This window comes from Aeromonas sp. ANP5 (assembly GCF_963870295.1).
Taxonomy (GTDB): Bacteria; Pseudomonadota; Gammaproteobacteria; order Enterobacterales; family Aeromonadaceae; genus Aeromonas; species Aeromonas veronii.
In genome coordinates, this window is record NZ_CAWMRY010000001.1 from 36,255 (window position 1) to 50,106 (window position 13,852).

Consider the following 13,852-nt stretch of genomic DNA (forward strand, 5'->3'; position numbering starts at 1 on the left):
GAACAAAATGGCTGTTAAAAAAGCATTGGTGTTGAGTTGCCTGCTGGGTGCCAGTTTCCTGGCCCAGGCGGCCCCTGCCTCTTTTGTGGTGCAAGATATCCAGGTCGAAGGTCTGCAACGGGTGACCCTGGGTGCTGCACTGTTGAACCTGCCGATCCGGGTCGGTGATACCGTCGACTCCGTGGCTCTGGCCAGCGCCATCAAGAAGCTCTATGCCTCGGGTAACTTCGAGGATGTGAAGGTTTACCGTGACGGCCAGGTGCTGCAGGTGATGGTCAAGGAGCGTCCGACCATCTCCAGCATCGAGTTTGCCGGCAACAAGGATATCAAAGAGGAGCAACTGACCCAGAGTCTGGAGTCCTCCGGTATCCGTGTGGGCGATCCGCTGGATCGCACCGTGCTCACTTCCCTCGAGAAGGGACTGGAAGATTTCTACTATGGCGTGGGTAAATACTCCGCCAAGGTCAAGGCGATCGTCACCCCGTTGCCGCGCAACCGGGTTGACCTCAAGTTCACCTTCGTGGAAGGGGAAGCGGCCAAGATCCAGCAGATCAACATCGTTGGCAACAGCGTCTTCCCGGAAGAGAAGCTGATTGCCCAGCTCTCCCTGCGCGACGAAGTGCCCTGGTGGAACTTCACCGCCGATCAGCGCTATCAGAAGCAGAAGCTGGCGGGGGATATCGAGACCCTGCGCTCCTACTACATGGACCGCGGCTATATCCGCTTCCAGCAGGAGTCTACCCAGGTCTCCATGACCCCCGACAAGAAGGGCGTCTACGTCACCCTCAACATCAAGGAAGGGGATCAGTACAAGGTCTCCGGTGTCCAGCTCAAGGGCGACCTGATCGATCGCGGTGGCGAGATGAAGGGATTGATCCCGATCGCTGCCGGCAGCACTTACTCTGCCAGTCAGGTGACCCATACCGAAGAGGTGCTCTCCAAGTTCCTCGGCCGTTACGGCTACGCCTATCCGAAAGTGGTCACCTTCCCGCAGATCAATGACAAAACCAAGGAAGTGGAGCTGATCGTCAACGTTGAGCCGGGCCCCCGTGTCTATGTGCGCAATATCAACTTCAGCGGTAACGCCACCACCGAAGATCAGGTACTGCGTCGCGAGATGCGCCAGATGGAGGGCACCTGGCTCTCCTCCGACAACATCGAGCAGTCCAAGAGCCGTCTCAACCGCCTTGGCTACTTCGAGAGCGTCGAAGTGGACACCAAGCGGGTGCCGGGCAACGATGACCTGGTTGACCTCGACTTCAAGGTCAAGGAGCAGCCTGCTGGCTCCATCAACGCCGGTATCGGTTACGGTACCGAATCGGGTCTGAGCCTGCAGGCGGGGATCTCCCAGGACAACTTTATGGGTACCGGTAAAAAGGTCTCCATCAACGCCAGCACCAACGACTACTCCAAGAACGTTGACCTGAGCTACAACGACCCCTACTTCACCGTGGATGGTGTCAGCCTGGGTGGTCGGGTCTACTACAACCAGTTCCGCGCCGATGATGCCGATATCGTCGATTACGAGAACGAAACTATCGGTTTCCGTCTCTCCAGCGGCTTCCCGGTCAACGAGTTCAACCGTCTCGACTTCAGTACCGGTATCGAGAGCACCAAGCTGAGCCGTCCCTCATTCAATGCCCAGAACTATCAGGAGTGTCTGAAGGACAATCCGGATACTGATGGCAATACCTACTGCTGGGATCAGTGGAATGATAACCGCCAGTCGGTACAGATGGATCAGTTCTGGAATGCCTATTCACAGGATGGTTCCAACCTCGACTTTGTGACCGTCGATGTCACCGCTGGTTGGACCCGCTCCACCCTGAACAAGGGGATGTTCCCGACAGCCGGTGACCGCCAGCGTATCAACGCCAAGGTGACCGTGCCGGGCATGGAGCTGCAGTACTACAAGCTCTCTGCCGAGGATGCCCACTACTTCCCGCTCGATGCGGATCATAGCTGGGTAATGATCGGCAAGGGTCGTGTCTCCTACGGTAACGGCTATGGCGATGACTCCATGCTGCCGTTCTTCGAGAACTACTATGCCGGTGGTTTCGATACGGTACGTGGCTTCAAGAGTAACACCATTGGTCCCAAGGCGATCTACAAGACCTACAACAAGCCGGGTGCTGGCAGTTGCACGGGTTCTCAGCCGTGTGAAACTGGCTACTACGAAGGTTCCGACACCTCGGTGGGTGGTAACGCTCTGGCCGTCGCCTCACTGGAGCTGGTCTTCCCGACCCCGTTCGTCTCCGAGACCTATCGTCCGCAGATCCGTTCAACCGTCTTTATGGACGCAGGTACCGTCTGGAGCACTGATTTTGCCAACGGGGCATATCCTTGCGCCGCCGGTTCTGATTGCAACTATCTGAGCCAGGACTACTCCAACCCAGGCAATATCCGGGTCTCTGCCGGTGTCTCCCTGCAGTGGCTCTCGCCGATGGGGCCGCTGGTGTTCGCCTTGGCCAAGCCGATCAAGAAATATGAAGGGGATCGCACCGAGTTCTTCTCCTTCAACATCGGTCGTACTTTCTAAGCAGAGTTTCGCCCCCACCCATGCGGTGGGGGTCTTCAATGATGGGACGCGCGGTATGCGTGCCTCACCAGGTAACAAGACGGTCCTAACGCCGCTTGCATAATCGGGTAAATCAGGTAGCCCTCACCATGAGGGAACAAGGAGTAAGTGTGAATAAAGCGTTGAAAGTAGCTGGTTTGAGCTTTGCACTGATGGCTGCCGGCATGGGTTCTGCCTTCGCTGAGACCAAGATCGCCGTGGTCGACATGGGCGAAGTCTTCCAAAAGCTGCCCCAGCGTGAAGCCGTTGCAGCCAAGCTGAAAGGTGAATTCGAGCCGCGCATGCGTGAGCTGCAGAAGCTGGAACAGGAAGGCCAGAAGCTGGTCGAGAAGTTCCGCAAGGATGAAGCCTTCATGAGCACCGAGCAGAAGAAGCAGAACCAGGAGAAGCTGGCCAAGCTGCAGATGGAGTTCAACCAGAAGCGTCAAGCCTTTGAGCAGGACAACGGTCGCCGTCAGTCCGAAGAGCGTAACAAGATCCTGACCAAGGTGCAGGCTGCCATCGATTCCATCGCCAAGAGCAATGGTTACGATCTGGTGCTGGAGCGCAATGCCGCCCCGTATGCCGCCAGCAAGCTGGACATCTCCGGCCAGGTTATTTCTCAGGTAAGCAAGAGCAACTAATTGATGGCATTCACTCTCGCACAGCTGGCCCAGCAACTGGGGGCCCAGGTCCATGGCGACGGAACCCTGGAAATCCGCAAGGTAGCGACACTGGAAAAGGCCGGGGAGGGTGAGATTACCTTCCTGTCCAACAAGAAGTACCGCTCTTATCTGGAGCAGAGCAAGGCGACTGCCGTGCTTATCACAGAGGCGGATCTCCCTTTCTGTCCCACCAATGCGCTGGTGCTCAAGGATCCCTACGTGGGTTTTGCCCGGGTAGCCCAACTGCTGGACACTACCCCGCAGCCGGCCATGGATATCCATCCGAGTGCCGTCATCGCGGCCGACGTGCAGCTGGGCGAGAGAGTGGCCATCGGCGCCAATGCAGTGATCGAATCCGGCGTTGTGCTGGGTGACGATGTCCGCATTGGCCCGGGTTGTTTCGTTGGCAAGAATACCCGGCTGGGAGCTCGCTCCCGGCTGTGGGCCAACGTCACCCTCTATCACAATGTGACCATGGGTACCGACTGTCTGGTTCAATCCGGTACAGTGATCGGGGCCGATGGTTTCGGTTATGCCAACGAGCGAGGCGAGTGGATCAAGATCCCCCAGCTCGGCGGCGTGACCATTGGCAACCGGGTCGAGATCGGTGCCTGCACCACCATCGACCGCGGTGCGCTGGAAGATACCCGCATCGCTGACAACGTCATCATCGACAACCAGTGCCAGATCGCCCACAACGTGGAGATCGGCTACGGCACTGCCGTGGCGGGCTCCACCGTGATGGCAGGTAGTCTCAAGGTCGGCAAATACTGTATCATTGGCGGCGCTTCCGTCTTTAACGGGCATATGGAGATCTGCGATCAGGCCACCGTTACCGGCATGGCCATGGTGATGCGACCCATTACCGAGCCCGGTGTTTACTCTTCCGGCATCCCTCTGCAAACCAATAAAGAGTGGCGCAAGACCGCCGCCCGGGTGATGCGTATCGAAGAGATGCACAAGCGGTTAAGCAAGCTTGAGAAGAAGCTGGATCAAGAATAATCACGATTGGTATAGGGTACTGTTTTGACTACTGAAAAGAAGAGCCTGGGTATCCAGGAAATCATGGATCTGCTGCCCCACCGTTATCCGTTTCTGATGGTGGATCGTGTAGACGACTACGAGATCAGCGATGAGCGCAAAACCCTGCGCGCCATCAAGAACGTCTCGTTCAACGAACCGATCTTCCAGGGGCACTTCCCGGCCAAGCCGGTGTTCCCGGGCGTACTGATCCTGGAAGCGATGGCGCAGGCCACCGGTATCCTGGCCTTTACCATGGTGGGCAAGCCGTCCCCCAATGAACTCTATTACTTTGCCTCAATCGACAACGCTCGCTTCAAGCGTCCGGTCGGCCCCGGTGACCAGCTGGTGCTCGACGTGGAGTTCCTGAAAGAGCGTCGCGGTATTGCCAAGTTCACCGGTGTCGCCACCGTCGACGGTGAAGTGGTCTGTACCGCCGAGCTGATGTGCGCCAAACGCGAGGTTTAACACACGTGATCGACCAGACTGCCATCATTCACGATACTGCCATCGTCCATGAGTCTGCCGTGATCGGTAAAGGGGTTGAAATCGGCCCCTTTTCTGTCATCGGCGCCGAGGTGGAAATCGGTGACAACACCTGGGTAGGTTCCCATGTGGTGATCAAGGGCCCGACCAAGATTGGTCGCGGCAACAAGATCTTCCAGCACACCTCCATCGGTGAGGATTGCCAGGACAAGAAGTACGCCGGTGAGCGCACCTTCCTCGAGATTGGCGACAACAACGTCATTCGCGAGAACTGCACCTTCCACCGTGGCACCATTCAGGATCAGAGCCTGACCAAGGTGGGCAGTGGCAACCTGTTCATGGTCAACGTTCACGTTGCCCACGATTGCATCATCGGTGACAACTGCATCTTCGCCAACAACGCGACCCTTGCGGGCCACGTGGTGATCGGGGACTTCGTGATCTTCGGTGGTCTCTCTGCCATTCATCAGTTTGGCCGCGTCGGCTCCCACGCCTTCGTCGGTGGCTGTGCCGCCCTGAACAAGGACGTGCCGCCTTACGTGATGGCAGCCGGTAACTACGCCAAGCCGTTCGGGGTCAACTCCGAAGGTCTGCGTCGCCGCGGTTTCAGCGCTGAGGCAATCTCTGCCGTCAAGCGTGCCTACAAAGAGATCTTCCGTTCCGGCAAGACCATCGAAGAGGTGCTGCCGGTGCTGATCGAGATGGCGCAAGCCGAACCGGCCGTCCAGCTCTATGTGGACTTCCTCAAAGATAACGAGCGCGGGATCATCCGTGCCTGATCCGGTTCGTATCGGTATCGTCGCCGGAGAAGTCTCCGGCGACATTCTGGCTGCCGGTCTGGTGCGCGAGCTGCAGGCCCGCTACCCGGATGCGCAGTTCGAAGGGATCGCCGGGCCGCGGATGCGGGCCCTCGGCGTCAAGGCGCTGTTCGAGATGGAAGAGCTCTCCGTCATGGGGATCACCGAGGTGCTGGGCCGTCTGCCGCGTATTCTCAAGGTCCGTCGCGAACTGCTGCGCCACTTTATTGCCAATCCGCCCGATATCTTCATCGGCGTGGATGCACCGGATTTCAATATCGGAGTGGAGCTGAAACTGCGCCGCACCGGTATCAAGACGGTTCACTATGTCAGCCCCTCTGTGTGGGCCTGGCGCCAGAACCGCATTCACAAGATCAAGGCCGCTACCGACATGGTGCTCGCCTTCCTGCCGTTCGAGAAAGCCTTTTACGACCGCTTCGACGCCCCTTGCCGTTTTGTCGGTCACACCATGGCGGATGATATTCCATTGGTGCCGGATCAGGCTGCCGTGCGTCGCAATCTCGGTATCGATGCCAATCGCCGCTGGCTGGCAGTGCTGCCGGGCAGCCGCACCGCAGAAGTGGGCTTTATGTCCCCCCTGTTTCTCGAAGCGTGCAAACACCTGACGGTGCGCTATCCGGATCTCGGCTTCATCGTGCCGCTGGTCAACCAGAAACGGCGTGAGCAGTTTATGGCCATCAAGGCCGAGGTAGCGCCGGGTCTCGACATGGTGCTGCTGGAAGGGCAGGGCCGCGAGGCGATGATCGCCGCCGACGTGGTGATGCTGGCCTCCGGTACCGCGGCACTCGAAGCCATGCTGGTGAAAAAGCCGATGGTGGTGGGCTACAAGCTCAAGCCCTTCAGCTATTGGCTGGCCCAGCGACTGGTAAAGACCGAATTTGTCTCTCTGCCCAACCTGCTCGCCGGTCGCATGCTGGTGCCGGAACTCATCCAGCACGAGTGTACCCCGGAGAATCTGGTGGAAGAGGTGAGCAAGTACTTCGAGCACGACAACAGTGCGCTGGTCAACACCTTCACCGAGCTGCACCAGCTGATCCGCTGCAATGCCGACTCTCAGGCCGCCGATGCGGTGGCGGATCTGCTTGGCAGATAACGCTATTTCGGACCGTCGATTGCGCCGCGCAGCCCGTTAATCCGTTTTCCGAGCGGTGATGTCGCGCCAGTCGACCCCTGTCAGGCCCCACGGGGCCTGTTTTGATTCAAGGCTACAAGATGATGATCGATATTCCTGACGACAAGCTGGTTGCCGGTGTGGACGAAGTGGGTCGTGGCCCCCTGGTGGGTGACGTGGTCACCGCTGCGGTCATTCTCGACCCCGCCAATCCGATCGCGGGGCTAAACGACTCCAAGAAGCTCTCCGAGAAGAAGCGCCTCGCCCTGTTTGACGAGATCAAAGAGAAGGCGCTCGCCTGGGCCATCGGTCGCGCCACTCCGGAGGAGATCGACGAGCTCAACATCCTGCATGCCACCATGTTGGCGATGCAGCGAGCCGTGGCGGGGTTGAAGGTCACCCCCGAGCTGGTCTTTATCGATGGCAACCGCTGCCCGGCATTGCCGATGGAAGCGCGCGCCGTGGTCAAGGGCGATAGCCTGGTGGCTGCCATCAGCGCCGCCTCGATCCTCGCCAAGGTGACCCGAGATGCGGAGATGACCGAGCTGGACAGTCGCCATCCCGAGTATGGTTTTGCCCGTCACAAGGGTTACCCTACGCCTGAGCACCTCGCTATTCTGGCCGAGCGCGGCCCGTTGCCGGAGTATCGTAAGAGCTTCAAACCGGTGCGCCGCGCATTGGGGATCGAGTAGACCATGCCATTTAGTTTGAGCAGCGAGAGGAGATGACGATGGCTGAACCCCGTTTTATCCACCTGCGAGTCCACTCCGACTTCTCCATGGTCGATGGCCTGCAGAAGATCAACCCCATCGTCGGGGCGGCGGCGGCCAACAACATGCCGGCGCTGGCGCTGACCGATCAGATGAACATGTGTGGTCTGGTGCGCTTCTATGGCGCAGCCCACGGCAAGGGGATCAAACCCATCGTCGGGGCAGACTTCTGGGTGCAGAGCGATGAGCTTGGCGACGAGCAGTTCCGTCTCACCCTGCTAGCCATGGATAACGACGGCTACCAGAACATCACCCTGCTTATTTCCCGCGGTTACCAGCGCGGCCACGTACAGGGGCGGCCGGTCATCGACAAGAGCTGGCTCGCCGAGCATGCCAAGGGGGTGATCGTCCTCTCCGGTGGCCGCGAGGGGGATGTGGGCAAGTTCCTGCTCAAGGGCAACCGGCAGATGACCGAGCAGTGTGTCGCCTTCTATCAGACCCACTTCCCCGATGCCTACTACCTCGAACTGCTGCGTACCGGTCGACCCGACGAAGAGGTCTACCTGCACATGGCGGTGGCCGTCGCCACCGAGTTCGAGCTGCCAGTGGTCGCCACCAACGAGGTGGTGTTCCTCAACGCCGATGACTTCGACGCCCACGAGATCCGGGTGGCCATCCACGATGGCTATACCCTGATGGACAAACGCCGTCCCCGTCGCTACAGCCCCCAGCAGTACCTGCGCAGTCAGGAGGAGATGGCGGAGCTGTTTGCCGATATCCCCGAAGCGCTGGAAAACACGGTGGAGATCGCCAAGCGCTGCAACGTGACGGTGCGCCTTGGCGAATACTTCCTGCCCAACTTCCCGACCGGTGACATGACTACCGAAGATTTTCTGGTGGCCAAATCGAAAGAGGGTCTGGAGGAGCGTCTCGAGTTCCTGTTCCCGGATCCGGCGGTGCGTGCCGAGCGTCGTCCCGAGTATGACGAGCGTCTCGACATCGAGCTGAAAGTGATCAACCAGATGGGCTTCCCGGGTTACTTCCTCATCGTGATGGAGTTTATCCAGTGGTCCAAGGACAACGGCATTCCCGTTGGCCCGGGCCGGGGCTCGGGTGCAGGTTCTCTGGTGGCCTACGCCCTCAAGATTACTGACCTCGACCCGCTGGAATTTGACCTGCTGTTCGAACGTTTCCTGAACCCCGAGCGGGTATCCATGCCCGACTTCGACGTCGACTTCTGCATGGACCGACGCGATGAGGTGATCGAGCACGTCTCCGACATGTACGGCCGGGACGCGGTCTCCCAGATCATCACCTTCGGCAGCATGGCGGCCAAGGCGGTGGTGCGGGACGTAGGCCGGGTGCTGGGCCACGCTTACGGCTTTGTGGATCGCATCTCCAAGCTGATCCCGCCGGATCCGGGCATGACGCTGGCCAAGGCATTCGAGGCCGAGCCCAAGCTGCCCGAGCTCTACGAGCAGGATGAGGAGGTCAAAGACCTCATCGACATGGCCCGTCGCCTCGAAGGGGTGGTGCGCAACGCCGGTAAACATGCCGGTGGCGTGGTGATCGCACCCACCAAGATCACCGACTTTGCGCCGCTCTACTGCGATGACGAAGGCCATCACCCGGTCACCCAGTTCGACAAGAACGACGTGGAGTACGCCGGTCTGGTGAAGTTCGACTTCCTGGGTCTGCGGACCCTCACCATCATCGACTGGGCGCTCGGTATGATAAACCCGCGTCTTGCCAAAGAGGGCAAGCCGCCGGTGGACATCGCCGCCATCCCCATCGATGACAAGAAGTCGTTCGACCTGCTGCAGCGCTACGAGACCACGGCGGTATTCCAGCTGGAATCCCGCGGCATGAAGGATCTCATCAAGCGGCTGCGCCCCGACTGCTTCGAAGACATGATCGCACTGGTGGCCCTGTTCCGACCGGGCCCGCTCCAGTCAGGCATGGTGGATAACTTCATCGACCGCAAGCACGGTAATGAAGCGATCTCCTATCCGGACGAGAAGTGGCAGCACGAGAGCCTGAAACCGATTCTGGAACCGACCTACGGCATCATCCTCTATCAGGAGCAGGTGATGCAGATCGCCCAGACCCTGGCGGGCTACACGCTCGGTGGCGCAGACATGCTGCGCCGGGCGATGGGTAAGAAAAAGCCCGAGGAGATGGCCAAGCAGCGGGCCGGTTTCGAGGAGGGCGCCGTCAAGAATGGCGTCGACGGCGAACTGGCGATGAAGATCTTCGATCTGGTGGAGAAGTTTGCGGGCTACGGCTTCAACAAATCCCACTCCGCCGCCTATGCGCTGGTCTCCTACCAGACCCTCTGGCTCAAGACCCACTTCCCGGCCGAGTTCATGGCGGCGGTGATGACCGCCGATATGGACAACACCGACAAGATCGTGACCTTGGTGGATGAGTGCCAGCGGATGGGGCTCACCGTGATTCCGCCGGATGTGAACACCGGCCGCTATCGCTTCTCGGTCAACGAAGATGGCCATATCGTCTACGGGATCGGGGCGGTGAAAGGGGTCGGTGAAGGCCCCATCGATGCGATCTTGAGCGCCCGGGATCAGGACGGCCCGTTCCGCGATCTGTTCGACTTCTGCAACCGGGTCGACATCAAGAAGCTCAACAAGCGGGTGATGGAGAAGCTGATCCTCTCCGGCGCCATGGATCGGCTCGGCCCCCACCGCGCCGCCCTGATGGCGACCCTGGAGGAGGCGATGCGTGCCGCCGAGCAGCACGCCAAGGCGCAGGCGGTGGGGCAGGTCGACATGTTCGGCGTGCTCACCGAAGAGATTGACGACGTCAAGAAGGCGTTTGCCAACGTGCCGCACTGGCCTGACAAGGTGTGGCTGGAAGGGGAGCGCGAGACCCTCGGGCTCTATCTCACCGGCCACCCCATCAACCAGTACAGCAGCGAATTGCGTCGTTATACCTCGGGTCGCCTGTGCGATCTGCATCCCACCTCCCGCGATACCGTGACCACGGCGGCGGGGCTGGTGATTGCGGCTCGCAGCATGGTGACCAAGCGTGGCAACAAGATGGGGATCTTCACCCTGGACGACCGTTCCGGTCGCCTCGATGTGACCCTGTTCAGTGAAGCGCTGGAAAAATATGAAGAATTGATGCAAAAAGACCGCATTTTGGTGGTTTCTGGACAGGTCAGCTTTGATGACTTCTCCGGTGGCCTTAAAATGTCGGCTCGAGAATTACTGGATATCAACGATGCGAGGGAGCGTTTTGCCAGAGCAATCCGCATCTCCCTCGATGAACAGCGGATTGATGATCGCTTTTTCCCGCGTTTGTGCGAGATTTTGGAGCCCGCCCGTGCCGGAGTCTGTCCGGTTCAGGTAAACTATCGTCGCCCCGGCTCCCGGGTGCGATTGACGCTCGGTACCGAGTGGCGGGTGACGCCCACCGATCAACTGATAGATGACTTGCGAGTCCTGCTTGGACGAGAGCGGGTTGAATTGGTTTTTGATTAGAGGTTCTAAGGCCCTATGAGTCTTTTTCTGGATTTTGAACAGCCGATTGCCGAGTTGCAGGCGCAGATTGATGAACTCAAACATGTGAGTGAAGGCAATCACGCCGTGGATCTGAAAGACGAGATCCGCCGGCTGGAGAAGAAAAACGAAGAGCTGACCAAGAAGATCTTCGGTGATCTGGGTGCCTGGCAGGTATCCCAGATGGCGCGTCATCCCCAGCGCCCCTACACCTTTGACTATATCGAGCATATCTTCACCGATTTCGACGAATTGGCTGGCGATCGCGCCTATGCCGATGACAAGGCTATCGTCGGCGGCATCGCCCGTCTCGACGGTGAGCCGGTGATGGTGATTGGTCACCAGAAGGGTCGTGAGACCAAAGAGAAGATCAAGCGCAACTTCGGCATGCCGCGTCCGGAAGGATACCGCAAGGCCCTGCGTCTGATGGAGATGGCCGAGCGCTTCAAGATGCCGATCATCACCTTTATCGACACCCCGGGTGCTTACCCCGGCGTCGGTGCCGAAGAGCGTGGCCAGTCCGAAGCGATTGCCCGCAACCTGAAAGTGATGGCCGGTCTGACCGTGCCGGTGGTCTGCACCGTGATCGGTGAGGGTGGCTCCGGTGGTGCGCTGGCAATCGGCGTGGGTGACCGGGTCAACATGCTGCAGTACTCCACCTACTCCGTCATCTCGCCGGAAGGGTGTGCCTCCATCCTGTGGAAGAGCGCTGACAAGGCCTCCGTAGCTGCCGAAGCGATGGGTATCACTGCCCAGCGTCTGAAAGAGCTCAAGCTGATCGACCACGTGATCGACGAGCCCCTCGGCGGTGCCCACCGCGATGTGGAGAAGATGGCCAAAAACCTCAAGGCTCGCATCAAGCAGGATCTGGACGCCTTGCGTCCGCTCGATACCGAGCAACTGCTGGAGCAGCGCTACCAGCGTCTGCTGGGCTACGGCTACTGCTAAGCGCAGCCGTTAATCCCGAATATTCAGGCCCCCGTCATCGACGGGGGTTTTTTATTGCTGATGACTTGTCTTGCGGTGATTGCGCCAACGCGCCCTGAAACGGTGTCGCTCACTCTTCGCGGGTGAGGGGCAGGGTTGGTATGCCACGCTTTTGGTGAGGGCTGTCAGTAGCCTGCAGCATCCTTTGGCATCGCTAGCGGTGGCATGACAAGCCGCTTGATCATCCGATTGCGGCAGAAAAAAGCGCCCCGACTGTGCGGAGCGCTTTTACAGGTGTCTGGCAGTATTACAGTTCGATCTCGTCTGTAAGACCTTCATAGGCGATATCGATGGATTGCAGCTCCTTCTGCAGGCGATGTTTGTCTTTCAACGCCTCGATTTCACGCCATTTACGTTTTTTTCCCGTTGTCCCGCGGCTACGCGAACCGAGTTCAACCACCTCGTCATAATCGAAGTTGAACATTTCCATGGCTCCCTCCTTGGTTTTTATCGTTTTCACCACCCGTATAACATAACGAATCTGAAATTAAAACGTTTTCGTGACGACTCTATGACAGCGCTAAAAAAGCCCATGAAAAAAAACCAGGCCCCTTATTAGGGGCCCGGTTTTTATCAGAAAAAAGAACTGATTACAGGCGGCTTGCCAGCATGGTTTCCAGCTTGCCCTGGTCGATGGCGAACATGCGGATACCTTCGCCCAGCTTCTCGTGAGCCATGGCGTCCTGGTTCAGTTCCCAGCGGAATTCGGCTTCGGTCATCGGAGTCGGTTTGGCCTTGCGCTCACCGGTGTAGTCCAGTTTGCGTACCACAGCGCCTTCGGTTTTGCTCAGCTCTTCCAGCAGAGCCGGGCCAATGGTCAGGCGGTCGCAGCCGGCCAGTTCCAGGATCTCGCCGGTGTTGCGGAAGCTGGCCCCCATCACGACGGTCGGGTAGTCGTGCTGCTTGTAGTAGTTGTAGATGGAGGTGACGGAGACCACACCCGGATCTTCGCTGGCGGTGTAATCACGGCCATTTTTAGCCTTGTACCAGTCGAGGATACGACCCACGAACGGGGAGATCAGGAAGGCACCGGCTTCGGCACAGGCACGGGCCTGGGCGAAGGAGAACAGCAGGGTCAGGTTGCACTGGATACCCTCTTTCTCCAGTACCTCGGCTGCACGGATCCCTTCCCAGGTGGAGGCCAGCTTGATCAGAATGCGGTCGTTGCTGATGCCGGCTTCGTTGTAGAGACGGATCAGCTTGCGGGCCTTGGCGATGCTGGCCTCGGTATCGAAGGAGAGACGAGCATCCACTTCGGTGGAGATACGGCCCGGAACGATCTTCAGCACTTCCAGACCGATGTTGACGGCCAGCTTGTCGCCCGCGTCGATGATTTGCTGTGCCTTGTCCTGGCTCTGGGCTTTGGCCCACTTGATGGCGTCTTCGATCAGCGGAGCGTACTCGGGGATCTCGGAGGCCTTCAGAACCAGAGAGGGGTTGGTGGTGGCATCGATGGGCTGATAGCGTTTGATGGCTTCGATATCACCGGTGTCGGCAACAACAGTGGTCAGGGCTTTCAGCTGGGTTAATTTATCGGCCATAGCGAATATCATCTCTTAATGAGGGAGTAATCCCTGGGTTGCGGGCTTGAGACGGTGGTTCTGAAATAAAATTACAGGATCTTGGTGCCTCAGGCTCAGAAAAGCGCGATGGGGGCGGCCCATCGTCATTGCCTGCCTAATTAATACTGATGTGCTGCATCCTGCAATAGGGGCGCTTGGTTGTTAAACATTCAGGCTGTTGAGTTATCCCGTTTTATGGCGTGAAACTATATGATTTGTAAGGTTTTTTACATTTCCTTCCGACCTCGCTCCGGTTTGCTTTCAGCTGAACTTTTTTAGCCAATATCCATATTTGTGTCGTCGATCACATAAATTATCTCACTACGTACTTGAAATTTAATTACAGCGAAAACGTTTGGCGAAATGTCTCCGTTTGAAAGCCATTTCATGCAAGCGTTTGCGTTTTCGGATAGCTCAT

11 protein-coding genes are annotated in these 13,852 nt (G+C 58.4%); 9 read left to right on the forward strand and 2 right to left on the reverse strand.

The annotated features are described in order from the left end of the window. Positions 1-7: 7 nt before the first annotated feature. The 9 genes from bamA (at position 8) to accA (ending at position 11,833) form a co-directional block, all read left to right on the forward strand. Positions 8-2,539 (forward strand): outer membrane protein assembly factor BamA, encoded by a 2,532-nt coding sequence (gene bamA, locus AACT07_RS00180; protein WP_069526236.1) that lies wholly within the window; start codon positions 8-10, stop codon positions 2,537-2,539. Positions 2,540-2,688: 149 nt separating this feature from the next. Further along, positions 2,689-3,201 (forward strand): OmpH family outer membrane protein, encoded by a 513-nt coding sequence (locus tag AACT07_RS00185; RefSeq protein ID WP_069526237.1) that lies wholly within the window; start codon positions 2,689-2,691, stop codon positions 3,199-3,201. A 3-nt stretch (positions 3,202-3,204) separates the two neighbouring features. Further along, on the forward strand, positions 3,205-4,224 hold the full coding sequence (gene lpxD / locus AACT07_RS00190; protein WP_005343790.1) for a UDP-3-O-(3-hydroxymyristoyl)glucosamine N-acyltransferase: 1,020 nt from the start codon (positions 3,205-3,207) through the stop codon (positions 4,222-4,224). 24 nt (positions 4,225-4,248) lie between these two features. Beyond that, positions 4,249-4,710 carry a 3-hydroxyacyl-ACP dehydratase FabZ gene (fabZ, locus tag AACT07_RS00195; RefSeq protein WP_005338559.1) on the forward strand — a complete coding sequence of 154 codons (462 nt, stop codon included), beginning with the start codon at positions 4,249-4,251 and terminating at the stop codon, positions 4,708-4,710. A 5-nt stretch (positions 4,711-4,715) separates the two neighbouring features. After that, positions 4,716-5,507: an acyl-ACP--UDP-N-acetylglucosamine O-acyltransferase gene (gene lpxA / locus AACT07_RS00200; protein ID WP_005338557.1), complete on the forward strand. Its 792-nt coding sequence runs from the start codon at positions 4,716-4,718 to the stop codon at positions 5,505-5,507. Next, positions 5,500-6,639: a lipid-A-disaccharide synthase gene (gene lpxB, locus AACT07_RS00205; RefSeq protein ID WP_069526238.1), complete on the forward strand. Its 1,140-nt coding sequence runs from the start codon at positions 5,500-5,502 to the stop codon at positions 6,637-6,639. The genes lpxA and lpxB overlap by 8 nt, the downstream gene beginning before the upstream one ends. Before the next feature lie 119 nt (positions 6,640-6,758). After that, a complete protein-coding gene (gene rnhB, locus AACT07_RS00210) occupies positions 6,759-7,349 on the forward strand; it encodes a ribonuclease HII (RefSeq protein ID WP_069526239.1) in 591 nt (196 codons plus the stop codon). A 38-nt stretch (positions 7,350-7,387) separates the two neighbouring features. Beyond that, positions 7,388-10,867 (forward strand): DNA polymerase III subunit alpha, encoded by a 3,480-nt coding sequence (dnaE, locus tag AACT07_RS00215; RefSeq protein ID WP_069526240.1) that lies wholly within the window; start codon positions 7,388-7,390, stop codon positions 10,865-10,867. 15 nt (positions 10,868-10,882) lie between these two features. After that, the gene (accA, locus tag AACT07_RS00220; protein WP_005338549.1) at positions 10,883-11,833 is read left to right on the forward strand and encodes an acetyl-CoA carboxylase carboxyl transferase subunit alpha; all 951 of its coding nucleotides are present in this window, start codon (positions 10,883-10,885) and stop codon (positions 11,831-11,833) included. A 286-nt stretch (positions 11,834-12,119) separates the two neighbouring features. Here accA and AACT07_RS00225 read toward each other — a convergent pair whose 3' ends face one another. Both AACT07_RS00225 and tal read right to left on the reverse strand, forming a co-directional pair. Further along, positions 12,120-12,302 (reverse strand): DUF3545 family protein, encoded by a 183-nt coding sequence (locus AACT07_RS00225; RefSeq protein WP_005338547.1) that lies wholly within the window; start codon positions 12,300-12,302, stop codon positions 12,120-12,122. Between the two features lie 160 nt (positions 12,303-12,462). Next, positions 12,463-13,413, reverse strand: coding sequence for a transaldolase (tal, locus tag AACT07_RS00230; protein ID WP_005349780.1), 951 nt, complete (start codon positions 13,411-13,413; stop codon positions 12,463-12,465). Between the last annotated feature and the right edge of the window lie 439 nt (positions 13,414-13,852).

Excerpts from the sequence above, each read along its gene's own strand:
- tal (WP_005349780.1), bottom strand. The coding sequence starts at position 13,413 with ATGGCCGATAAATTAACCCAGCTGAAAGCCCTGACCACTGTTGTTGCC.
- accA (WP_005338549.1), top strand. The coding sequence starts at position 10,883 with ATGAGTCTTTTTCTGGATTTTGAACAGCCGATTGCCGAGTTGCAGGCG.
- dnaE (WP_069526240.1), top strand. The coding sequence starts at position 7,388 with ATGGCTGAACCCCGTTTTATCCACCTGCGAGTCCACTCCGACTTCTCC.
- lpxD (WP_005343790.1), top strand. The coding sequence starts at position 3,205 with ATGGCATTCACTCTCGCACAGCTGGCCCAGCAACTGGGGGCCCAGGTC.
- rnhB (WP_069526239.1), top strand. The coding sequence starts at position 6,759 with ATGATGATCGATATTCCTGACGACAAGCTGGTTGCCGGTGTGGACGAA.
- bamA (WP_069526236.1), top strand. The coding sequence starts at position 8 with ATGGCTGTTAAAAAAGCATTGGTGTTGAGTTGCCTGCTGGGTGCCAGT.
- AACT07_RS00225 (WP_005338547.1), bottom strand. The coding sequence starts at position 12,302 with ATGGAAATGTTCAACTTCGATTATGACGAGGTGGTTGAACTCGGTTCG.